A 21,463-nucleotide genomic window follows, 5' to 3' on the forward strand; every position below is an offset into this window, starting at 1 on the left:
AGCGAGACCAGTACCGTCTACCCGTGCGCGTTGGGATCGTGATCTTGCCCGAACACCGTTGGTGGGCTGCCGAGCCGCTGTGGCGGATGGCCGAGGAGTACGGCTTCGCCCACGCCTGGACCTACGACCACCTCGGCTGGCGTTCCCTGGTGGACAAGGCCTGGTACGACGCGGTGCCCACGTTGACCGCGGCCGCCACCGTCACCTCGACGATCCGGCTCGGCACGCTGGTCGCCTCCCCGAACTTCCGGCACCCGGTGCACTTCGCCCGCGAGCTGACCGCCCTGGACGACATCGCGGACGGCCGCATCACCCTCGGCATCGGCGCGGGCGGAACCGGGTTCGACGCGAACGTGCTGGGACAGCCCGAGCTCACGCCGCCGGAGCGCTCCGACCGCTTCGCGGAGTTCCTCGAACTCCTCGACCACGTGCTGCGCTTCGACGTCACCGACTACGACGGCACCTACTACTCGGCGGTGCAGGCGCGCCGCGCGCCCGGCTGCGTGCAGCTGCCGCGCATCCCGTTCGTCGTGGCCGCCAACGGCACCCGCTCGATGGAGCTGGCCGCGCAGCACGGCCAGGGCTGGGTGACCACCGGTCGAGGCGGGGACGACCTGGAGAGCTGGTGGCGCGCGGTCGCGGAGCTGTCGCTGCGCTTCACCGACATCTGCCACCAGCAGGGCCGCGACCCGGCGAAGGTGCACCGGTACCTGCAGGTCGACGCCGCACCGGAGTTCTCACTGTCCAGTGTGGAGCACTTCCGCGACGTGGTCGGCCGCGCCGACGAACTCGGCTTCACCGACGTCATCACCCACTGGCCCCGAGCCGACAGCCCGTACGCGGGCAAGGAGTCCACGGTCGAGGAGATCGCCACCGAGGTCCTCCCCGAGCTGTAGGTGTGCCACCCCGTCGACGTGGGTATCCGTCGTCGGCAGGAGGTGGTGACGATGTCGGTGCGGACCAAGGTGCAGACCCTGCTCGACGAGGCGGGGACCAGCTTCGCCAGCGAAGCCGGGATCACGCTGACCAACAAGCCCTCACCGCTGTACCGGCTGGCGGTGCTCTCGGTGCTGCTGTCGACGCGGATCAAGGCGGGCATCGCGGTGGACGCCGCCCGTGAGCTGGCGCAGTGGAACAGCCCGCAGAAGATGTTCGACGCCACCTGGCAGCAGCGCGTCGACGCCCTCGGCCGCGCGCACTACCGGCGCTACGACGAGAGCACGTCCACCGCCCTGGGTGAAGGCGCCGAGCTGCTCCTCGACCGCTACCACGGTGACCTGCGAAAACTCCGGGCCAAGTCCGACGACGATCCGGAGGAGCTGCGCAGGCTCCTGATGGATCTGCCGCGCCTGGGCCCGGTCGGCGCCGACATCTTCTGCCGCGAGGCTCAGCTCGTCTGGCCCGAACTGCGCCCCTACTTCGACGGCAAGGCCCTCAGCGGCGCGAAGAAGCTGGGCCTGCCCACCGACCCGGACAAGCTCGCCGACCTGGTCGAGGGCCCCGACCTCGCGAGGCTCGCCGCCGCCCTGGTCCGCAGCACCCTCGACCGCAACCTCGCCTCCGCCGTGCGGTGAGAGGCTTCAGCCGAAAAGAGACGAGACCCCGGCGGAACCGGGGTCTCGTCGACGTTTCAGCCTGCGGTCACTTGGGTTCGAGGACCTCGAGGCCTCCCAGGAACGGGCGCATCGCCTCGGGAACCCGCACGGAACCGTCGGCCTGCTGGTGGTTCTCCAGGATCGCCACGATCCAGCGGGTGGTCGCCAGGGTGCCGTTGAGGGTGGCCGCGAAGCGGGTTTTGCCGTCGGCGTCGCGGTAGCGGGTGTTGAGCCGTCGCGCCTGGAACGTGGTGCAGTTCGAGGTCGACGTCAACTCGCGGTAGGTCCCCTGGCTGGGCACCCACGCCTCGCAGTCGAACTTGCGGGCCGCGCTCGAACCGAGGTCACCGGCCGCGGTGTCGATCACCCGGTAGGGCACCTCGATCTTGGCCAGCATCTCCTCTTCCCAGGCCAGCAGGCGCTGGTGCTCGTCGCGGGAGTCCTCTTCCCGGCAGTAGACGAACATCTCCAGCTTGTTGAACTGGTGCACGCGGATGATGCCGCGGGTGTCCTTGCCGTAGGAGCCGGCCTCGCGGCGGAAGCAGGTCGACCAGCCCGCGTAGCGCGCGGGACCGTCGGCGAAGTCGAGGATCTCGCCCGAGTGGTAGCCCGCCAGCGGAACCTCGGAGGTGCCCACCAGGTAGGCGTCGTCCTCCTCCAGCCGGTACACCTCGCTGGAGTGGGCGCCGAGGAACCCGGTGCCGTCCATGATCTCCGGACGCACCAGGACCGGCGGCACGACCAGCGTGAACCCGGCGGCGGTCGCCTGCGCGGCGGCCATGTTCAGCAGCGCCAGCTCCAGCTGCGCGCCGATGCCGGTGAGGAAGTAGAAGCGAGCGCCGGAGACCTTCGCCCCGCGCTCCATGTCGAACGCGCCCAGCGCGTTGCCCAGCTCCAGGTGGTCGGAGACCTCGAAGTCGAACTCCGGCGGGACGCCCACGTGCTTGAGCACCGCGAAGTCGTCCTCGCCGCCCGGCGGCACGTCGGGCTCGACGACGTTCGAGACGGCCTTCTGCAGCCGCAGCAGCTCGGCGTCGGTCTCGGACTGCTCGCCCTCGGCCTCCTTGACCTGCGCGGCCAGCTCCTTGGCCTGGGCCAGCAGCGCGTCGCGCTCCTCGCCCTTGGCCTTGCCGACCTGCTTGCCGAACTGCTTCTGCTCGGCGCGCAGGTTGTCCGCCCGGGACACCGCGGACCTGCGACGCTCGTCGGCGGACAGCAGCGCGTCCACCAGGGACGCGTCCTCACCACGTGCGCGCTGCGACGCGCGCACCGCTTCCGGATCATCGCGTAGCGTCTTCAGGTCGATCACAGCTGGTCAGCGTAGTCGGCCCACCGGAACACGGCGTGCCCAGGGTGCCCACAAACCAAGCGACCCCAATTTCCCCAGGCAACACCGTCAGGCAACCGGCGAAGCCGTTTTCTCACTACCCCCACGAAGCAACCGGCACCGCCGCGGGTTCTGAGCGGCTCTCTGGTGTGCAGTAGAAGTCTCGAACGCCAGAAGACCGCTCAGGTCCCGTCACTCGCGCCGCGCCCAGCCAAAAAATCACAGAGCAGCAAGAACCAACTCACTGAGGAATCCGGTGCGGTACGAACGCCGCCCCATCATCGGTGATCAACCCAGCCGTCTCCCGAATCCCCAACCCGGCGGACTCGTCCCCGACGACCCAAGCCCCGAGCGCAGGCCGCATCCCGTCGAACTCGGGCAGCGGGTCGAACGCCTGGTAGACGAATCCCTCTTCGCCGTAGAACCCGCCGGTCTCGGTCTCCCAGCCGGGCGCGGCGATGGTGATGTTGTTGCCCTCGCGCCCGAGCCGCGGCTTGCGCACGTACTCGGTCAGCAGTCCGGGCTGGTCCAGGTAGGTGGGCAGCAGGTTGGGGTGCCCGGGGTGCATCTCCCAGAGGATCGCCAGCAGCGCCTTGTTGGACAGCAGCATCTTCCACAGCGGCTCGACCCACTGGGTGGCCGGCAGCGTGGTGATCGCGTGCTTGCCGAACTCGTCGTCGACCATCCACTCCCAGGGGTAGATCTTGGCGACGGAGTTCATCGGCGCCTCTTCGAGGTCGACGAAGCGCTCCAGCAGGCTGTCCCAGCCGATCTCCTCGATGGCCAGGCCGACGGTGTTCAGGCCCGCCTCGGCGGCGGTCTCCTGCAGGTAGGCGGCGGTGAGGTTGTCCTCACCGGTGTGCTCCTGGGCGGACCAGGTGAAGTGCACCTCGTTGGTCGCCAGCTGCGGCTTGATCTCGCCCCAGCGCTCCACGAGCTTCTCGTGGATGGAGTTCCACTGGTCGTCGCCGTCGTGGACCTCGGTGAGCCAGTGCCACTGCACGACCGCGGCTTCCAGCAGCGAGGTCGGCGTGTCGGCGTTGTACTCCAGCAGCTTGGCGGGACCGGAGCCGTCGTAGCGCAGGTCGAAGCGCCCGTAGAGGTGCGGGTCGCGACGGCGCCAGGACTCGGCGATGTGCGGCCACACCCACTCGGGGATGCCGAAGTCCTTGTACCGCTCGGTGGTGATCACGTGATCGACGGCGTCCAGGCACATCGAGTGCAGCAGTTCGACGTCGGCCTCCAGCGAGAGGACCTCGTCGAGGCTGAACTCGTAGTGCACGCCCTCGTCCCAGTAGGGCCGGTTGCTGCCGTCGGCGGCGCGCGCCGGGGTCCCGAAGACGAGCCCGAGCTCTTCGACCTTCGACTGCCAGTCCGGGCGCCGGGCCCCGGTCTTGCGCTTCACTCGTCAGCTCCCGCTGCTACCGGACTTGCTGGAGATCCCGAACCCACCGCGCTGGACGGTCGAGCCCTTGGTGTTCTTCACGGTGCTACCGGACGGCTTGTTGAACGTCGATCCGGCCGCCGGCGAACCGATCGCAGGCGGGGCCGTGCCCGCCGGGGTGTAGGCGTACCGGTACGAGTGGTGACCGCCGAAGCCGCCCCCGGGCAGGATGATCGGCATGAAGAACATGCCACCGTGGGTGTACCCGCCGTGGCTGTTGACGTAGTTCTCGTCGCAGTAGTCGTCTTGGTCGCGAACACCGGGCTGACCGTTCTGGTCCGTCGCGCAGTACTCGGTCGAGGCGTTGGCCTGAGCGCTGACCTCGGACGCCGAGTACATCGCCGCGACGAGCGCGACGACACCGACGGTCGCACCGCCGCCGATCAGCATCTTCCGGCGCTTGGCCGTCTTCGCAGCGGCCGCCGCCTGCTCGGCGCGTTCGGCCTCGGCACGACGCTGCTCGGCCATCTGCCTGGCCTTCTGCTCGGCGAGCGTGGGCTCGCGCGGCGTCGTGCTCTGCGGGTCCTGGTAGCGGATCCGCCCCTGGGCGTCCGCCGGCATCTGCTGGGTCGGCTCGTCCGGGGAGGAGCCCCCCTGCGGCCGCTCGTTGTCTGACACTGGCTTGCCATTCTCCGTCATTGCCCCACTCCCAAGCGCCACACTACTCAATGAATGGACGCTCACGGCAACGAATGAGTTCCTTTCCTCTCCACTTCCGGCGCGGATGGCTGCCAGCCCACATCTGCGCCAGGCATGATGGGTTCGATGGTCCAGCCCGAGCGCACACCCGAATCCCGCCGCAAGCCGCCCAACGCCAAGCTGGTGATGGTCGCGGCCGCGATCGGTGCACTGCTGATCCTGACGGTCAGCATCCTGCTGAACTGGCCGATGGAGTCCGGCAAGGTCGGCGGCCCGGCGGGGATCGGTGAGGCGCCCGCGCCCGAGGTCGTCTTCGAGACGCGCGCCGGTGAGTGCCTGAACTGGACCGAGCCGGACGCCGCGGACATCCGCAAGGTCACCTGCGCCGAACCGCACCTGTTCGAGGTCACCGGCCCGTACGACCTGCGGGAGTTCGGCCCGACCGCGCCGTTCCCGAGCACCCAGCAGTGGCAGGAGGTCAAGCAGCAGCGCTGCATCGAGGTCTCCGACCAGTACCTGGGCGGCAGGTTCGACAAGGAGGGCCGCTTCACCGTCGGCGCCTTCACCCCCAGCCAGGAGGGCTGGGCCGACGGCGACCGCACGCTGCACTGCGGCCTGCAGCAGCCGGGACCATCCGGGAAGTTGTTCCCGATCACCGGCGAGGCCTCGAAGATGGACCAGTCGAACGTCTACCCGGCGGGCCGCTGCCTGGGCATCAACGGCACCCAGGTCTGGGACCCTGTCGACTGCGCACGGCCGCACGCGGTGGAGCTCAGCGCCGTGATCAACCTGGCCGATCAGTTCCAGGGCGACTTCCCGTCGGAGAACGACCAGGACGGCTTCCTGGCCACCAGGTGCTTGGACCTGACCGCGGCCTACGCGGGCGGACCGACGGCGGCCAAGGACAAGGGCCTGATCGTCTACTGGGACACCCTGTCCGAGGAGAGCTGGGCGGCCGGTTCGCGGCAGGTCAACTGCAAGCTGAGCGCGCAGCTGCCCGATGGCAGCGGGCTCGCGCCCGTGAGCGGCAGCATCAAGGGCCGGGTGCAGGTCGGCACGGCCCCGGCCGGCGACACGGCACCCACCGAGCCTGGCGCCCCCGCCACCGAGCAGCCGCGCTGACATGCCGGTGGAGATGACCCGCGCCCGCTTCGACGAGCTGGTGGGCGACGCCCTGGACCGGCTCCCGCCGGAGTTCGCGACCGCGATGAACAACGTGGTGGTGCTGGTCGAGGACGCCCACCCCGAGGACCCCGAGCTGTTGGGCCTCTACGAGGGCATCGCGCTGACCGAACGCGACCACACCTACAGCGGCGTCCTGCCGGACACGATCACGATCTTCCGCGATCCGCTGCTGGCGATGTGCGAGGACGAGGAGGAGGTGGTCGACGAGGTGGCCATCACCGTCGTCCACGAGATCGCCCACCACTTCGGCATCGACGACGACAAGCTCCACGAACTCGGCTGGGGCTGAACCCCGTTCGAGAACTGCAGGTGTGGGACTTCAGCTCGCACCGCCGAGCAACGGATCCCTGAGCAACTCCTAGTCCACGGAGCGGCCGAGGTGGGCCATGAGCCGCTCGGTCGAGGTCGCCCGCTCGGGCGCGGTCTTGGCGGCGGCGAAGCCACCCGGCCGCCGCATGGCCTGCTCCGGCACGGACTCGATCAACGCCCGGCAGAAGGCCTCTAGGTCCGCGGGCAGCTCGACCGAGCGCCCGCAGCTGCGGTGCAGGTCCCAGCCGTGCATGGCGAGGTCCGCGACCGGGAACGCCAGCGCCTGACGCAGCGGCACCTCCCCGGCCGGTGAGGGCCGCGGCGCCTCCAGATCGGCTCCGGGCAGCGCGCGGCGGATCCGCTCGGCGATCTCGCGGAGCTCCGCGGCGGGGTCCGCGCACACCCAGTCGGCCGGCTCGGACGGGGTGTTCCAGACCTCCCCGTCCTCCAGCAGCGTCGCGATCTTCGTCGCGCTGCCGGTGACGTGCCCGACGAGGTCGCGCACGCTCCAGCCGTCGAGGTTGGAGGGCTCGTCCCAGCGATCGGCCGGAACCCGCTGCACCGCTCCGACGAAGAACTCCAGGGATTCGGCGGCCAGCACGCCGATCTGCGCATTCGCGTCGACCATGAGCGGCACCGTAGGGCTCACCACCGACACCCGCCCGCTGACCGGTCTAGAGCAGGCCGTCCCAGGTGAGGCAGCGCCAGCCGGTGCCGGTCGTCGGGTCGGACTCGATCACGATCAGGCCGGTGTTGGGCAGGTGCAGCGAGTCGGCCTCGGCACTCGTGACCTCCTCGACCAGCACGCCCGCGACCAGCCGCAGCATCGCGCCGTGGCTGACCATCACCACCGTGCCCTCGGACACGCCCTCCAGGGCGGTGCGGGCACCGATGAGGAACCGGGTGATCGCGTCGCGGCCGGATTCCCCGCCACCGGGCATCGGCACGTCCAGGTCGTGGCCGTGCCACTGGGCGTAGACGTCGTCGAAGACCTCCAGCGCCGGACCGCCCAGCCCCTCCAGCTCACCCACGAACACCTCGTGCGTGCCCTCCGCCAGCTGCAACGGCAGGCCCAGCCGCCGCGCGACCGGCTCGGCGGTCTCCTGCGCGCGACGCGCCCCGCTGGCGTGCACCGCGACGATCTTGTCCTCGCGCGCGGCCAACCGCTCGGCGAGCTCCTCGGCCTGCTGCTGCCCGAGCTCGGTCAGCCCCGGGCCGGGCGGAAGGGTGTCGAGCAGCTTGGCGACGTTCGCCGGGGTCTGCCCGTGGCGGGCCAGCACCAGCCGCACGCCCTCCGGCGCCGCCAACTCGAAATCACTCACGCGAGCCTCCCCGCACGCACGGCGGCCAACCACTCGGCCGCGTTCCGGAACGCTTGCTCCGACGAAGCCGGCCGCACCGACGCGGGCTTCCGGTCCGCCTTCGGGTACGAGCCGAGGAAGCGCACCGAGTCGCAGCGGCGCTGCAGCGCCGCCATCGCCTCGCCGATCCGCGCGTCGGCCACGTGCCCGTCGAAGTCCAGGTAGAAGCGGTAGTGCCCGAAGTGGTCCTTGACCGGCCGGGACTCGATCCGGCTCAGGTTGATGCCGCGCAGCGACAGCTCGGCCAGCATGTCCGACAGCGTGCCGACCTCGTCGCCGATCACCGCGCAGATCGACGTCCGGTCCGCGCCGGTCGGCTCCGGCAGCGTCCCCGGCCTGCGGAGCAGCAGGAACCGGGTGACCGCGTCGCGGACGTCGGCGATGCCGGTCGCCAGGCGGTCGAGCGACGAGTAGTGCTCACCGGCCACCGGCGCGGAGATCGCCGCGTCGTACTCGCCGTCGGCGACGGCGGCGGCCGCAGCGGCGGTCGAGCTGACCGCGCGGACGTCGGCCTTCGGCAGCGCCTCGGCCAGCCAGCCGCGCACCTGCGCCAGCGCGTGCGGATGGCTGGCCACGGTCGCGACCTCCCCCAGCGTCATGCCCGGCTGAGCGAACACGTCGAACTGGACCGGGATCACGGCCTCCTTGACCGCGACCAGCGGATCGTCCACGGTCAGCGCGTCGAGCGTGGCCGGAACGGACCCCTCCACTGAGTTCTCCACCGGGACCCCGGCGGCCAGCACCTCCCCCGAGCGCACCGCGGCCAGCGCCACCGGCACGGTTTCGCAGGGCACGAGTTCGGCGTCGAAGTCGGCGGTCAGCAGCCGAGTCGCTTGCTCGGTGAAGGTTCCCGGCGGACCGAGGTAGGCGATTTCTGGCACCCGCCCAGGTTACGGGCCGCGCAAGGCCGCCCGGATTGGGCCACATGAACGTTTTTTCAACGGCTACTGAGGGGTTTCCACGCTCCGTGACCGTTCCGGCCCCGCTCCGCGGGGCTAAACGCCACGTCGTCGCGGATGTGACCTACCCAATGCCACTACGCGGTGCATTCCTGCGATGCTGTGGGGCGTGACCGCAGATTCGGGGCGCTCATCGGCAGAAGGAGCGGAGCCGGAGCTGCAGCTCGTCCTGTGCGCGTTGGACGAGCCGCTGGCCGCTGCATGGCAGGAGATCGCGGAAAGCCGGCCCGGCATTTCCGTTCATCAAGGCTCGGTTCTCGACGTTCAGGTGGACGCCGTCGTCAGCCCCGCCAACTCCTACGGCTGGATGCGCGGTGGCATCGACGCGGTGTACGCCCGCGCCTTCCCAGAGGTCGAGGAGCAGGTGCGCAGCGCCGTGCTCGCCTACCACGGCGGCGAGCTGCCGGTGGGCGAGGCGCTGCTGGTCCCCACCGGTGTCCCCAACCCGATCTGGCTGATCAGCGCACCGACCATGCGCGAGCCCGGCGAGACGCTGCCCGCCGACACCGTGCACCCCTACCTCGCGGCCCGCGCGATGCTGCGGCTGTGGGCGAGCGCGGTGCTCGACAACGGCGCCCCGGTGCACCAGGTGGTGCACTCGATCGCGATGCCCGGCCTGGGCACGGGGATCGGCGGCGCGGCCCCGCAGTTGTGCGCCCGCCAGGTCGCGGCCGCATGGGACGAAGTGTTCGCCCAGGTCGATCTGCACTGACGCCCGCTGCCAGGCGGAACGGGGCCCTGAAAAGTACGGTCAGGCTCAAGACGACCCATCTAGGAGGTTCCCCCGATGCTGATCCGCCGTCTGGCTCGTCCGATGCTGGCTTCGATCTTCATCATGGGTGGGATCGGTGCCCTCAAGGACACCCCGAACCACGCCAAGGGCGCTGCGCCGCTGCTGGAGAAGGCGACCGGCCCCGTGCGCCACGTGCTGCCCGAGCAGGTGCCGACCGACCCCGAGACCCTGGTGCGCATCGACGCCGCCGTGAAGATCGGCGCGGGTGCGCTGCTGGCGCTGGGCAAGTTCCCGCGAATGGCATCGCTGCTGCTGGCGGGCAGCATCGTCCCGACCACGCTGGCCGCGCACCGCTTCTGGGAGGAGCACGACCCGCAGCTGCGCTCAGAGCAGCAGATCCACTTCCTGAAGAACCTGGGTCTGCTCGGCGGCGTGCTGCTGGCGGCGGTCGACACCGGCGGCAAGCCCAGCGTCGGCTACCGGGCCCGCAAGAGCGCCCGCATCGCCAAGAAGACCGCGAAGAAGACCGGCGCGAAGAACGCGAAGAAGACGGGTGCGAAGAAGAAGTAGCCCGAAACGCGGCACTGCTGCGCGGACCGCCACCGGCGCCCATTAGCGTGGGCGTCGTGGCGGTCAGGGTGCTGTTGGTCGATGATCACGAGGTCGTCCGGCGAGGTCTGCGAGACCTGCTGGACACCGAACCCGACGTCGAGATCGTCGCCGAGGCCGGTGGCGTCAACGAGGCGCTGACGCGCGCTCAGGCCACCGCGCCGGACGTCGCGGTCATCGACATGCGGTTGCCCGACGGCGACGGACTGGAACTGTGCCGCAAGCTGCGGGCCTTGGACGACGCGCCGTACTGCCTGGTCCTGACGGCCTTCGACGACGAGCAGGCGCTGGTCGGCGCGATCAACGCGGGCGCGTCGGGCTACCTGCTCAAGCAGGTGCGCGGCCAAGACCTGGTCAACGCCGTCCGCGAGGTCGCCGCCGGCCGCTCGCTGCTGGACCCGGTCACCACCGGGCGGGTGCTCGACCACCTGCGCCAGTCCAGCAGCCCGGAACCGGACGAGCTCGCCGCCCTCACCGAGCGCGAGCGCAAGGTGCTGGAGCTGATCGGCGAGGGCCTGACCAACCGCCAGATCGCAGAGCGCCTGTTCCTGGCGGAGAAGACCGTCAAGAACTACGTGACCTCAGTACTGGCCAAGCTCGGCATGGAACGCAGAACCCAAGCAGCGGCCTGGGTAGCCCGCAGGGAGAAGACCTGAGGAAACAGCGGGCAAGCGCCGTAGGCGCTTTCTCCTTGCCCCACCCGAGCAGCCGGCACGGCCGCGGGTTCTGACACGTCGCCTGGCGAGGACGCCGCGACGACGTGTATTGGCATGCATGAGGAGTGGCGCCCGGAGTCCAGGCGGCGTGTCAGGCTCCGCCACCCGCACCGTCACGCAAAATTCCCGAAGAGATCTAAGCCTTCTTCGCTCGGACCTCTACCGAGGTTCCTTCTGGCCCGTGCTCGACGGTGATCTCGGCCTTGCTCAGGACCGCTTCGCGGATCGACGAGCGCAGGCGGTCCTTGAGCTCCGTCGGAGCGTGCTCACCGCTGCACTTGCGCTGCAACAACGCCTTCAGGTGTTCCTCGATGCCGAAGTGCTCCAGGCACGTTCCGCAACCATCGAGGTGACGCTGCACGGCTTCGCGCCGCGCCTGGTCGCACTCGTTGTCCAGGAACAGCCACACCTCGGCGAGCGCGTCCTGGCAGGATGCCTCGTCCGGCTCACCGCAATTCATGAAGTGCTCACCTCCTGCTGGGTCTCCCGCATGAAGCCTCGATCACGGGCGACGTCGGTGAGCATCTCACGCAGCTGCCTGCGACCACGGTGCAACCTCGACATGACGGTGCCGATGGGAGTGCCCATGATCTCGGCGATCTCCTTGTACGCAAAACCTTCCACGTCCGCGAGGTACACGACCATGCGGAACTCCTCGGCCAGCAGCTGCAGCGCGGCCTTCACGTCGGTGTCGGGCAGCCGGTCCAGCGCCTCGACCTCGGCCGAGCGCAGTCCCGTCGACGTGTGGTTCTCGGCCTGCGCGAGCTGCCAGTCGGCGATCTCATCGGTCGGCTGCTGCTGCGGCTGTCGCTGCCGCTTGCGGTAGCCGTTGATGTAGGTGTTGGTGAGGATCCGGTACAGCCAGGCCTTCAGGTTCGTGCCCTGGGTGAAGGACTTGAACGCCGAGAACGCCTTCAGGTAGGTCTCCTGAACGAGGTCTTCGGCGTCCTGGGCGTTGCGGGTCATCCGCAGCGCCGCACCGTAGAGCTGGTCCAGCAGCGGCATCGCGTCCCGCTCGAAGCGGGCCGCGCGCTGCGCGTCGGTCTCCTCCGCCCGCTCGACGTCCTGCGTGGTGACAGCGTCGGTGCGCGCGGTGTTGGCAGAGTCCTCTGGGGTGCTCGGCACCAGGCTCCTTTCCCGCCGCCCGGACGACGTGGCGGCAGACGACGAACCCATGCACTCCTTCGCATGGTCCGTGTTCGAGGATACCCGCGCTGTCCTGCCATTTCCTGGCGGCGACAGCTGCGGGCGCGGTGGGCGGTCCAGCACGCAGGTGTTCGTCGAATCCATCGTCACGCTGGGTTCAACACCACCTCCGGAGGCGCTATTCCGGGCTCTAGAGTGACGTGCGTGGCAGGCAAGGGAACCCAGGCGACGGCGCTGTTGACCAAGAAGGGCGTGACGCACCGCGTGCACGCCTACGACCACGACCCGCGTGCCGAGTCGTTCGGACTCGAAGCCGCCGAAGCACTCGGCCAATCACCCGATCGAGTGTTCAAGACGCTGGTCGCGGACGTCGACGGCAACCTCACCGTCGGTGTTGTTCCCGTCACCGGGCAACTCGACCTGAAAGCCCTGGCCGCTGCCGCCGGCGGCAAGAAGGCCAAGATGGCCGAGATCGCCGCGGCGGAACGAGCCACCGGCTACGTCGCAGGCGGCATCTCCCCGCTGGGCCAGAAGAAGCGCCTGCCGGTCGTCATCGACACCTCCGCTCAGGGCTTCGACACGATCTTCTGCAGCGCGGGACGCCGGGGACTGGAGATCGAGCTGTCCCCGAACGAACTGGCGGACCTGCTGAGCGCGACCTTCGCCGAGATCTCGGCCTGAGCGGGCCCGAGGGGAGCGACCCCGGAGGACCGCTCCCCTCGGCACCTGGTGCCGCTGCCGCGCAACAGCCGCACCCCGCGCCGGACAAGATCGGGTAATCGCCCTGTCCGGTTGCACGAGCTCGGGGGCCCAGCGCCGACCGATGTTGAGGACTCCGGACGCGGAAGAGCAAGGCCGCGAATTTCAGATGGTGATCACGCCCCGGCGCCAGGCCTCCCACCTGCGCAGGAAGAAATCGCAGCGCACGGCTCCACAACCGAAATCACTCGCCCGAGCGAGGTCAGTCGATCAGCCGCAGCACCCGCGTCAGCCACTCCGACGTCGCCCGGTGCACGGCATCGACGTCAGCCTTGAGCGAGTGATCCCCCGCCACGAGCACGACCTCGCGGTTGTGCGCCGGCTCGGGCCTGCCGAACGCGTCGCGCTCACCCTGCACGACCAGCACCGGGTTCTCCACCGCGTCGATCTCCGACGCCCGAGACTTCTCCGGCTTGCCCGGTGGGTGCAGCGGGAACGCCAGGCACAGCACCGCCTCCGCCTCACCCTCATCCGCGGTGCGGCAGGCCACCCTCGCCCCGGAGGAACGCCCGCCGAAGATCAGCGGCAGATCGGCGAACCAGCGCTCGCCGAGGTCTTCGACCACCGCCAGCCACGCCGCGTCCAGCTGCTTGGCCGGTGCCGGAGCCCTGCGGCCGGCCACCCGGTAGGGCTGCTCGACCAGCGCCACGTGCACCCCGGCATCGGTGGCCGCGCGAGTCGCCGCCACCAGATCGGGCGCGTTGATCCCGCCACCCGCGCCGTGCCCCAGCAGCAGCGCGGCACGACCTTCCTCAGCGCAGTGCAGCTCGGCCCGTGCCGGGCCGTGCGGGGTGTCGACCTCGATGCTGGTCATGACTCGAACAACGCCGCTTGCTCAGCCGGCTCGGGCACCGGATCGGCAGGTTCCAGCAGGTCAGGATGGTTGTTGCGCATGCTGTTCACCTCGGTCGACACGGTGTGGAGCGCCAACTCGCCGAGCACGCCGGGATCAGGACGCAGCAACTCGTCGATCTCGCTGCGCGTGGGATCCAGCCAGTCCGCCCAGCGCTCCTCGGGCAGCACCAGCGGCATCCGGTGGTGGACGTCGGCGAGCTCGCCGACCGCGTCGGTGGTGACCACCGCGCACGTCACCAGCGGCTCACCGGCAGTTCTCGGGTCCCACCACGCGGAGAACACCGCGGCCATCGCCATGCTCGCGCCGTCTCGACGCCGGCACAGGTAGGGCTGACGCCGCTTGTCACCGGGCTTCCACTCGTACCAACCCGTCGCCGGCATCAGGCAGCGGCGCCGCCGCGCGGATTCCGCGTAAGCCGGTTTGGCGGTGATCGTCTCCGCCCGCGCGTTGATCATCGGCGGCCCGCCGTCGGCCTCCTTGGCCCAGGTCGGCACCAGGCCCCAGCGCACCGGCCGCACGCTGCGCTCGTCACCGCGCTGCACCACGATCGGAACCGTTTTGGTGGGCGTGATGTTGAAGTCCGCGACGGTCGCGCCCTCCGTGCGATCAGCGGCCGCGAACTCCTCGGCCAACGCCGCCGGGTCCCGCCGCACGGCGTAGCGACCACACATCCGCTCTCACCTCGACTCGACTACTTCTCCCGGTCCAAACCTACCGCCTTCTCCCCCGCGTCGAGAGACACGCGATCGAGCAGTTCCACACCGTTGTTGCGGACGCTGTTGACAGCCGTGGAAACCGGCCTGACCTCCAGCGATTCGGCGATCTCCAGCGACGGCGGCGCGAGCAGGTCCGACACGTCCGGCTGATCGGGATCCAGCCACTGCGACCACGCCCGCTGCGGCAGCAGCAGCGGCATCCGGTCGTGCACGTCGGTCAGCGGGCCGACCGCCGCCGCCGTCAGCACCGAGCAGGTCACCAGCGGCTCGGCCTCGTCGTTCTCCCGCCAGGTCGAGTAGATGCCCGCCATCGCCAGGCTCGAACCGTCCGGCGGGGTCATGAAGTACGGCTGCTTCGCAGCACCCTCGCGCTTCCACTCGTACCAACCGTCCGCCGGGACCAGGCAGCGGTAGCGCTTGATCGAGCTCCGGAACGCCGGCTTGCTGGTCACCGTCTCCGACTTGGCGTTGATCATCCGGCTGCCGATGGACTTGTCCTTCGCCCAGAACGGCACCAGACCCCACCGCATCACCCGGATCGACCGCTCGGTCCGCTCCAGATCGGCTTCCCCGGTCTCGTCCTGCGGATGCCGCTGGACGACCGTCAGCACCCGCTTGGTGGGGGCGACGTTGAAGTCCGCGCCCGGCGCCGCACCGCCGGTGGCGTCCAAGGCCGCGAACTCCGCCGCGAGCTTGCCGGGATCCTTGCTGGAGGCATATCGGCCGCACATCCGGAGTCCAACCTCCCGCGAATCGACGGCGTGTCCACTTCATCCTGGCAGTCCCGTTCATCCCAGGCGAGCGTCCTGACCGCCCCGGCGCTGAAATACCCGGGTGGAATGCGGGATCATTGGTGCATGACCCAGCTCTGGCCTGCTCCCGCCGCCACCGGCGCGGTGCGCGCGACCGTCCCGCTGCCCGGATCCAAGTCGATCACCAACCGGGCTCTGGTGCTCGCGGCGCTCGCGGACGGGCCCTCCGCGCTGCGCGCGCCGCTGCGCAGCCGGGACACCGAGCTGATGGCCTCAGCGCTGCGCTCGCTGGGCGCCACGATCGCCGACGGCCCGGACGGATCGTGGCAGGTCACCCCGGCCGACCTGCGCGGACCAGCCGAGGTCGACTGCGGCCTGGCCGGAACCGTGATGCGCTTCCTGCCCCCGGTCGCCGCACTGGCCACCGACCGGATCTCCTTCGACGGCGACCCGCAGGCCCGCGCACGACCGCTGGGCACCGTGCTCGACGCGCTGCGCGAGCTCGGTGCCGACATCACCGGCGACTCCCTGCCGTTCGAGGTGCGCGGCAGCGGCAACCTGACCGGCGGCACGGTCACCATCGACGCCTCGGCGTCGTCGCAGTTCGTCTCCGGCCTGCTGCTGTCCGGCCCGCGCTTCGACAAGGGCGTCACCGTCCGGCACTCCGGCCCTCCGCTGCCGTCGCTGCCGCACATCGAGATGACCGTAGCGATGCTGCGCGACGCCGGAGTCATCGTCGACGCCTCCCAGCGCAACACCTGGCGCGTCGAACCCGGCCCGATCAGCCCGCTCGACGCGGACGTCGAACCGGACCTGTCCAACGCGACCCCGTTCCTGGCCGCCGCGGCCGTCACCGGCGGCACCGTCACCGTGCCGGGCTGGCCGGCCCGGACCACCCAGCCCGGCGACGCGATCCGCGACATCCTCACCAAGATGGGCGCCGACGTCCGCCTCGACTCCGACGGCCTGACCGTCACCGGCCCCGACGAGCTGGCACCGGTCGACATCGACCTGCGCGCCGTCGGCGAACTCACCCCCACCGTCGCAGCGCTGGCAGCGCTGGCAACCGGCCGGTCCCACCTGCGCGGCATCGCGCACCTGCGCGGCCACGAGACCGACCGGCTCGCCGCCCTGGAGACCGAGCTGAACAACCTCGGCGGCAACGCCCAGCAGACGGAGGACGGCCTGATCATCGACGCCCGCCCGCTGACCGGCGCCGAATGGCACTCCTACGCCGACCACCGGATGGCCACCGCGGGCGCGATTCTCGGCCTCAAGGTGCCCGGCGTGCTGGTCGAGGACATCGCCACCACCAGCAAGACCATCCCGGACTTCCCCGGGATGTGGACCGCGATGCTCGGGGAGCCCGCATGATCCCGGGGGCCCGCAGATGAGCAAGCGCGGCTGGCGGAACCTCGACGAGTCCGACGTGCGGGTGCGCCCCGGGAGGGGCAGCAGGCCGCGCAGCAAGCAGCGGCCCAAGCACTCCGACGCCGCCGAAGCCATGGTCATCGCCGTCGACCGAGGCCGGTGGACCGTCGCCCTCGACAGCGACCCGGGCCGCGTCGTCACCGCCATGCGAGCCCGCGAGCTCGGACGCACCCCGGTCGTCGTCGGCGACCTGGTGGGCGTCGTCGGCGACGTCTCCGGCAAGCCCGACACGCTCGCGCGCATCGTCCGCGTCGCCGACCGCGCCAGCGTGCTGCGCCGCACCGCCGACGACACCGACCCCTACGAACGAGTGGTCGTCGCCAACGCGGAGCAGCTGATCATCGTCACCGCCCTCGCGGACCCGCCACCGCGCCCCGGATTCATCGACCGCTGCCTGGTCGCCGCCTACGCGGGCGGCTTGGCGCCGGTGCTGTGCCTGACCAAGGCCGACCTGGCCGACCCCGGCGAGTGGATCGCCAGCTACTCGTCGCTGGACATGCCGATCACCATCACCAGCCTCGACGCCGAACCCGACGAGCTGCGCGACATGCTCGCCGGCCGGGTCTCCGCGCTCGTCGGCCACTCCGGCGTCGGCAAGTCCACGCTGGTCAACAAGCTGGTCCCGGCCGCCGAACGAGCCACGGGCGAGGTCAGCGGCGTCGGCAAGGGCCGCCACACCTCGACCTCCGCGGTCGCACTCGCCCTGCCCGGCGACGGTTGGGTCGTCGACACACCCGGCATCCGCTCCTTCGGCCTGGCCCACGTCACCGCCGACGACGTGATCGCCCCGTTCGAGGGTTTCGCCGAAGCCGCCGAGGAGTGCCCGCCGAACTGCGGCCACCTCGGTGGGGCCGACGACCCCGACTGCTACCTCGACACCTACGCCGAGCAGGAAGGCGGCAGCTCCGACCAGCTCGCCTCGCTCCGCCGCCTCCTGCGCTCCCGAGCCGGTCTCGACGAGGCTTGACGGTGCGGCGCGCGGCCCCCTGAGCGGGGCAACCGCGGCGCTCAATCCATCCCTCTAATGGGGAATCGCGTTCCCGGTGGGTTTGGAACTTCGTTGCTAGCGTTGGCCAGCGACGACGTCCAAGCCATCCGCCACCCGCCGAGGAGCACGTCCGATGCCCCGTGCCCGCACCAGGACTGCGGTGCTGTCCGCTGGTCTCGCCCTTGCCGCAACCCTCAACGCCTGCACCAGCGCGCCACCCCAACCACACGCGGCACTGCCGATGGCCCGTCCCGATCCGCGTCCGGTCGCCGAAGCCCTTCTCGCCGACACGATCAACAAGATCAACGCGCGCGGCACCGCGCACGCCACCATGACCGGAAGCCTCGGCGTGGTCGGACAGCTCAACGCCGACGGAGCCGTCCGGTACCGGGGCCCGCAGGCCGACCTCGCGCTCGACGGCAAGACCCGCAACGCGCGCACCGAGAAGCTCGCCGTGTCCATCGTGGACGAGGTCGGCTACCTCAACACCCCGCTGGCCCGGCCGGACGCGACCAAGCCGTGGCTGAAGATCTCCCAGGACGGCTCGGACTTCGGCTCGAAGCTGCTCAGCCCCGCCCTGGACCAGCTGCACGAATCCGTCGACCCGCGCGCCACGTTCAGCGGCGTCGAGCAGGCCACCCGCATCCAGGGGTCGGCGCCCGACACCGTCGAAGGCCGCCCCACCACCCGCTACGACCTGCGGATCCTCACCGAGGAAGCCGCCAGGACGGCCCCCGACGAGCAGCAGCGCGAACGCTTCCAGCGGGCCGCCGACGACGGCGAGCGCGAGCTCGGCTTCCAGCTGTGGCTCGACGAGCAGGGCCTTCCCGCCAAGTTCGCCTCCACCACCAACATCGCCCAGGCAGGCGAGGTCTCGCTCACCTCCACCTACCGCGACTGGGGAACCCCGGTGGACATCCAGCTGCCCCCGGCCGCCCAGGTCGGAGTCTTCGACGACCTCCCGCCGATGGCGCAGCCGCCGCGCTGATCACATGAGTTCGAGCAGGAACGGGACTTCCTGCGGCGCGTACCAGGCGAGTTCGTGATCCTCGGCGTCGCCGAGGGCGAACTCCGCGTCCGGATCTCCCAGGTCGGCGGCGTCGATGACCTCGGCCGCCGACCGGACCGCGTCCTCGGCCTCGGTGGTGTCCACGTGCACGGCCGCGAGCTGCTTCCAGATCACCGGGCCTGACACCTTCACCACCGCGTGGTCGAGGTCCGGCCGCAGCGTCACGTCGTCCACGTCGGCGGAGATCACCACCCGCCGCTGCTCGATCTTGCCTTCCTCGTCAGCGGCCAGGAGCCGCAACGAGGCACGAGCGGCCTCCCGCATCGCGGCGTACTCCAGCTCTTCGGTGTCGCCGGTCGCGTAGGACTCGCGAAGCGCCGGAGTCAGCGCGAACGCCGTCCCGCCCAGCGGCTGCATCTGCTTGTCCGCCACCAGTTGCTGCAGCATCGGCAGCGTGGCAGGCAGGTAAATCCTCATGCGTCGACCGTCCCGATCATCTCGTCTACAGCTTCACCGATCATCGCCGCCAGCACGCCGACGTCGGGCATCGCATCCCGATCCGCGTTCAGCCCGAAGTACACCGCGCCGTTGTACGAGGTGACACCGACCGACAGCGACTGGTTCTTGGCCAGCGGCACCACCGGGAACATCTCCATCATCCTCGCCCCAGCCGCGTACAGCGGCACCTGCGGCCCCGGGACGTTGGTGACCAGCACGTTGAACAACCGGTCCGAGAACTCGTTGGCCACCCGCGCGCCCAGCGCGTGCAACGTCGGCGGAGCGAAACCGCTGACCTTCACCAGGGCGTCCGCGGCCACCGACTGGCCGGACTCGGCGTGCGCCCGCATGGCATGGCTGACCTGGTGCAACCGCATCGTGGGGTTGCCCTCGCCCACCGGCAGGTCCACGAGGTACGCCGACACCTTGTTGCCCGCGGTGCCGACCGGCAGGCTCGCCGTGTCCTGGTAGGCGGCGTCCGCCTCCGCGTCGTCGTCGCGGACCGACACCGGCACCATGGCCCGCAACGTCGTCGACGGGGTGACCACCTCGCCTCGCGAGAGCAACCAGTTCCGCAGGGCGCCGGCGACCACCGCCAGCACCACGTCGTTGACCGTGCTGCCGTGCGCCTGCCGCACCGCCCGCAGATCGTCCAGCTTCGCCTTCGCCACGGCGAACCGCCGCTGCGTCGACGTCGGCGCGTTCAGCGGGCCGCTGGGTGCGGGCACCACTGCCGCCCGGACGGCCGAAGCGACGCCGCCGAGAGCGCGCGTCACCTTCTGCACCGTCGCCGAGGCGTCGACCATGGCCGCCCGGACGTTCTCCACCACCTCGCCCGGCCGCTGCACCGCGTCCGTCGCCGCCTCCACCAGCAACTGAGCCACGGTCGGAGCCGGTCGCGGCATCCACAGCGCGTCCACGTCCTCGATCTCGCGGTTGCGCTGCAGGTCGAAGATGACCTGCCCGATGTCGATCGCACCGATGCCGTCGATCATCGCCTGATGGGTCTTGGTGATGATCGCGACACGGTTCTTCGACAGGCCTTCGACGAGGTACAGCTCCCACAGCGGCCGGGTGTGGTCGAGCTTGCGGGACATCAGTCGCGCCACGAGGTCGTGCAGCTGATCGTCGTTGCCCGGTTTCGGCAGCGCCGACCGGCGAACGTGGTAGGTGAGGTCGAAGTCCTGATCGTCCACCCACACCGGACGCGCCAGGCTGCCCGGAACCTCCATCACCCGCTGCCGGTAGCGGGGCACCAGACCGAGCCGCCGATCCACCATCGACAACAGGTGCTCGTAGTCGAAATCGCTGCGAGGCCGGCGGAAAACCGCGACACCGCCGACGTGCATCGGTGTCGTGTAGTCCTCCAGGTAGAGGAAGGAGGCGTCGACGGCGGAAAGGCGATCGGGCATGCGGAGATCCTGGCACACATCCCGGCCGGACCGAGGGGTTCACCCGCCGGGCCGCAACGCGGGCATGTGACACTTGATGGTGTGACCAGCGAAGTTTCCCCGAAGGACCGATTCGTCACCGTCTACGGCCGCAAGCCCGTGTTGGAGGCGTTGGCCGACTACGACCTGCGGGTCGACAAGGTGATCGTCGCGGAAGGACTCCGCGGTGGGGCCATCGCGGAAATCGAGGAGGCGGCCGCGGACCGCGCCGTGAAGGTGCAGCGCGCGAGCGCTCATCGGGTGAAGGTGCTGGCCGGCAACGGACGTCACGACCAGGGCGTCGTGGCCGACGTCGTCGCCCGCAAGATGCGGCCGCTCGCGGACGCGCTCGCCGACCACGCCACCGCCCCGCGCACCATCCTCCTGCTGGACGGCCTGACCACTCCTGCCAACGTCGGCATGATCCTGCGAACCGCCACCGCCTCCGGCATCGACGGCATCGTCGTGCCGCACCGCGGCGTGGCCGGACTGGACCCGCTGGTCATCAAGGCTTCCGCCGGAGTCGCCTTCCACGCTCCCGTGCTGCGCAGCCGCACCGCGGCCGAAGCGGCCGAGATGCTCACCGAGGCCGGCTACCCGCTCTACGCGCTCGACGCCGACTCGGAGCACAGCCTCTACAACACCGACTTCGGTGACCGCGCCGTGTTCGTGCTCGGCAGTGAAACCGCCGGTCTCTCCACAGAGGTGGAGGAGCGCATCGCCCAGCCGCTGTCGATCCCGATGGCCAACGAGGTCGAATCCCTCAACGTCGCCAGCGCGGCTGCGGTCCTCTGCTTCGAACTCCGCCGCCGCAGCCTCAGCTGACCCGCTCGGGACGGGCACCGCAGTTCTCGCCGTTGCGACTACTGCGGTGTCCGTCGGTCGATTAGCCCGGGATTGCGTTCTCCCGCGGGTTTTTCGGGCATGAAAAATGGGGTGGGCAGAAGAATTTCTTCTCCTGCCCACCCCACATAAGGATTGTGTCGGCGGTGTCTTACTCT

25 protein-coding genes are annotated in these 21,463 nt (G+C 70.2%); 12 read left to right on the forward strand and 13 right to left on the reverse strand.

What is annotated here, in order from left to right; all coding sequences use genetic code 11:
• The first annotated feature begins 23 nt into the window (after nt 1-23).
• A complete protein-coding gene (locus AB0J91_RS30135) occupies nt 24-896 on the forward strand; it encodes an LLM class flavin-dependent oxidoreductase (RefSeq protein ID WP_363875666.1) in 873 nt (290 codons plus the stop codon).
• Between the two features lie 51 nt (nt 897-947).
• Nucleotides 948-1,574 (forward strand): endonuclease, encoded by a 627-nt coding sequence (locus AB0J91_RS30140; protein WP_363875669.1) that lies wholly within the window; start codon nt 948-950, stop codon nt 1,572-1,574.
• A gap of 67 nt (nt 1,575-1,641) precedes the next feature.
• On the opposite strand, the gene serS is transcribed toward AB0J91_RS30140, so the two are convergent.
• From serS to AB0J91_RS30155, 3 genes are all read right to left on the reverse strand, one after another.
• Nucleotides 1,642-2,904, reverse strand: a complete 1,263-nt coding sequence (gene serS / locus AB0J91_RS30145) for a serine--tRNA ligase (protein WP_363875673.1) — start codon at nt 2,902-2,904, stop codon at nt 1,642-1,644.
• Between the two features lie 259 nt (nt 2,905-3,163).
• Nucleotides 3,164-4,327 (reverse strand): glutathionylspermidine synthase family protein, encoded by a 1,164-nt coding sequence (locus AB0J91_RS30150; RefSeq protein WP_363875676.1) that lies wholly within the window; start codon nt 4,325-4,327, stop codon nt 3,164-3,166.
• 3 nt (nt 4,328-4,330) lie between these two features.
• Complete coding sequence (locus tag AB0J91_RS30155) at nt 4,331-4,984, reverse strand: hypothetical protein (protein WP_363875679.1); 654 nt, start codon at nt 4,982-4,984, stop codon at nt 4,331-4,333.
• Between the two features lie 147 nt (nt 4,985-5,131).
• On the opposite strand from AB0J91_RS30155, the gene AB0J91_RS30160 reads away from it, so the two are divergent.
• Both AB0J91_RS30160 and AB0J91_RS30165 read left to right on the forward strand, forming a co-directional pair.
• The gene (locus AB0J91_RS30160; protein ID WP_363795783.1) at nt 5,132-6,127 is read left to right on the forward strand and encodes a septum formation family protein; all 996 of its coding nucleotides are present in this window, start codon (nt 5,132-5,134) and stop codon (nt 6,125-6,127) included.
• 1 nt (nt 6,128) lies between these two features.
• Nucleotides 6,129-6,479: a metallopeptidase family protein gene (locus tag AB0J91_RS30165; protein ID WP_363875682.1), complete on the forward strand. Its 351-nt coding sequence runs from the start codon at nt 6,129-6,131 to the stop codon at nt 6,477-6,479.
• A 69-nt stretch (nt 6,480-6,548) separates the two neighbouring features.
• Here AB0J91_RS30165 and AB0J91_RS30170 read toward each other — a convergent pair whose 3' ends face one another.
• From AB0J91_RS30170 to pheA, 3 genes are read right to left on the reverse strand one after another with little or no spacing between them, the layout of a single operon-like run.
• Entirely contained in the window at nt 6,549-7,127 is a 579-nt protein-coding gene (locus tag AB0J91_RS30170; RefSeq protein ID WP_363875685.1) for a TIGR03086 family metal-binding protein, read from the reverse strand.
• Between the two features lie 46 nt (nt 7,128-7,173).
• Nucleotides 7,174-7,821: a histidine phosphatase family protein gene (locus AB0J91_RS30175; RefSeq protein ID WP_363875687.1), complete on the reverse strand. Its 648-nt coding sequence runs from the start codon at nt 7,819-7,821 to the stop codon at nt 7,174-7,176.
• On the reverse strand, nt 7,818-8,741 hold the full coding sequence (gene pheA / locus AB0J91_RS30180) for a prephenate dehydratase (protein WP_363875690.1): 924 nt from the start codon (nt 8,739-8,741) through the stop codon (nt 7,818-7,820). Before pheA ends, AB0J91_RS30175 begins: the two co-directional genes overlap by 4 nt.
• 175 nt (nt 8,742-8,916) lie before the next feature.
• On the opposite strand from pheA, the gene AB0J91_RS30185 reads away from it, so the two are divergent.
• The 3 genes from AB0J91_RS30185 to AB0J91_RS30195 all read left to right on the forward strand — a co-directional run bounded on the left by AB0J91_RS30185 (nt 8,917) and on the right by AB0J91_RS30195 (nt 10,817).
• Nucleotides 8,917-9,531 carry a macro domain-containing protein gene (locus AB0J91_RS30185; RefSeq protein ID WP_363875693.1) on the forward strand — a complete coding sequence of 205 codons (615 nt, stop codon included), beginning with the start codon at nt 8,917-8,919 and terminating at the stop codon, nt 9,529-9,531.
• Nucleotides 9,532-9,606: 75 nt separating this feature from the next.
• The gene (locus AB0J91_RS30190) at nt 9,607-10,122 is read left to right on the forward strand and encodes a DoxX family protein (protein ID WP_363875696.1); all 516 of its coding nucleotides are present in this window, start codon (nt 9,607-9,609) and stop codon (nt 10,120-10,122) included.
• A gap of 56 nt (nt 10,123-10,178) precedes the next feature.
• The gene (locus AB0J91_RS30195) at nt 10,179-10,817 is read left to right on the forward strand and encodes a response regulator transcription factor (protein WP_363875699.1); all 639 of its coding nucleotides are present in this window, start codon (nt 10,179-10,181) and stop codon (nt 10,815-10,817) included.
• Between the two features lie 196 nt (nt 10,818-11,013).
• Here AB0J91_RS30195 and rsrA read toward each other — a convergent pair whose 3' ends face one another.
• Together rsrA and AB0J91_RS30205 are read right to left on the reverse strand one after the other, a co-directional pair.
• Nucleotides 11,014-11,337: a mycothiol system anti-sigma-R factor gene (rsrA, locus tag AB0J91_RS30200; protein ID WP_132623453.1), complete on the reverse strand. Its 324-nt coding sequence runs from the start codon at nt 11,335-11,337 to the stop codon at nt 11,014-11,016.
• Nucleotides 11,334-12,053 (reverse strand): sigma-70 family RNA polymerase sigma factor, encoded by a 720-nt coding sequence (locus AB0J91_RS30205; protein WP_363795768.1) that lies wholly within the window; start codon nt 12,051-12,053, stop codon nt 11,334-11,336. The genes rsrA and AB0J91_RS30205 overlap by 4 nt, the downstream gene beginning before the upstream one ends.
• 174 nt (nt 12,054-12,227) lie before the next feature.
• Between AB0J91_RS30205 and ybaK the strand changes: the two genes are divergently transcribed.
• On the forward strand, nt 12,228-12,704 hold the full coding sequence (gene ybaK, locus AB0J91_RS30210) for a Cys-tRNA(Pro) deacylase (protein WP_363795766.1): 477 nt from the start codon (nt 12,228-12,230) through the stop codon (nt 12,702-12,704).
• A 280-nt stretch (nt 12,705-12,984) separates the two neighbouring features.
• On the opposite strand, the gene AB0J91_RS30215 is transcribed toward ybaK, so the two are convergent.
• From AB0J91_RS30215 to AB0J91_RS30225, 3 genes are read right to left on the reverse strand one after another with little or no spacing between them, the layout of a single operon-like run.
• The gene (locus tag AB0J91_RS30215; protein ID WP_210973735.1) at nt 12,985-13,596 is read right to left on the reverse strand and encodes an alpha/beta family hydrolase; all 612 of its coding nucleotides are present in this window, start codon (nt 13,594-13,596) and stop codon (nt 12,985-12,987) included.
• Nucleotides 13,593-14,309 carry an SOS response-associated peptidase gene (locus AB0J91_RS30220; RefSeq protein WP_363875704.1) on the reverse strand — a complete coding sequence of 239 codons (717 nt, stop codon included), beginning with the start codon at nt 14,307-14,309 and terminating at the stop codon, nt 13,593-13,595. The genes AB0J91_RS30215 and AB0J91_RS30220 overlap by 4 nt, the downstream gene beginning before the upstream one ends.
• A gap of 20 nt (nt 14,310-14,329) precedes the next feature.
• Nucleotides 14,330-15,085 (reverse strand): SOS response-associated peptidase, encoded by a 756-nt coding sequence (locus AB0J91_RS30225; protein WP_363875707.1) that lies wholly within the window; start codon nt 15,083-15,085, stop codon nt 14,330-14,332.
• Between the two features lie 126 nt (nt 15,086-15,211).
• Between AB0J91_RS30225 and aroA the strand changes: the two genes are divergently transcribed.
• The 3 genes from aroA to AB0J91_RS30240 all read left to right on the forward strand — a co-directional run bounded on the left by aroA (nt 15,212) and on the right by AB0J91_RS30240 (nt 18,513).
• Nucleotides 15,212-16,480 carry a 3-phosphoshikimate 1-carboxyvinyltransferase gene (aroA, locus tag AB0J91_RS30230; protein WP_363875710.1) on the forward strand — a complete coding sequence of 423 codons (1,269 nt, stop codon included), beginning with the start codon at nt 15,212-15,214 and terminating at the stop codon, nt 16,478-16,480.
• 16 nt (nt 16,481-16,496) lie between these two features.
• Nucleotides 16,497-17,504, forward strand: coding sequence for a ribosome small subunit-dependent GTPase A (gene rsgA, locus AB0J91_RS30235; protein WP_363875713.1), 1,008 nt, complete (start codon nt 16,497-16,499; stop codon nt 17,502-17,504).
• A gap of 154 nt (nt 17,505-17,658) precedes the next feature.
• Complete coding sequence (locus AB0J91_RS30240; protein ID WP_363875716.1) at nt 17,659-18,513, forward strand: hypothetical protein; 855 nt, start codon at nt 17,659-17,661, stop codon at nt 18,511-18,513.
• Here AB0J91_RS30240 and AB0J91_RS30245 read toward each other — a convergent pair whose 3' ends face one another.
• Together AB0J91_RS30245 and AB0J91_RS30250 are read right to left on the reverse strand one after the other, a co-directional pair.
• On the reverse strand, nt 18,514-19,011 hold the full coding sequence (locus AB0J91_RS30245; RefSeq protein WP_132673233.1) for a hypothetical protein: 498 nt from the start codon (nt 19,009-19,011) through the stop codon (nt 18,514-18,516). It abuts the gene before it with no gap.
• Nucleotides 19,008-20,444: a wax ester/triacylglycerol synthase family O-acyltransferase gene (locus tag AB0J91_RS30250; RefSeq protein WP_363875719.1), complete on the reverse strand. Its 1,437-nt coding sequence runs from the start codon at nt 20,442-20,444 to the stop codon at nt 19,008-19,010. The genes AB0J91_RS30245 and AB0J91_RS30250 overlap by 4 nt, the downstream gene beginning before the upstream one ends.
• Before the next feature lie 81 nt (nt 20,445-20,525).
• On the opposite strand from AB0J91_RS30250, the gene AB0J91_RS30255 reads away from it, so the two are divergent.
• A complete protein-coding gene (locus tag AB0J91_RS30255; RefSeq protein WP_363875722.1) occupies nt 20,526-21,287 on the forward strand; it encodes an RNA methyltransferase in 762 nt (253 codons plus the stop codon).
• Nucleotides 21,288-21,463: the final 176 nt, after the last annotated feature.

Origin of the sequence: Saccharopolyspora sp. NPDC049357 (genome assembly GCF_040677225.1) — a bacterium.
Taxonomy (GTDB): domain Bacteria; phylum Actinomycetota; class Actinomycetes; order Mycobacteriales; family Pseudonocardiaceae; genus Saccharopolyspora.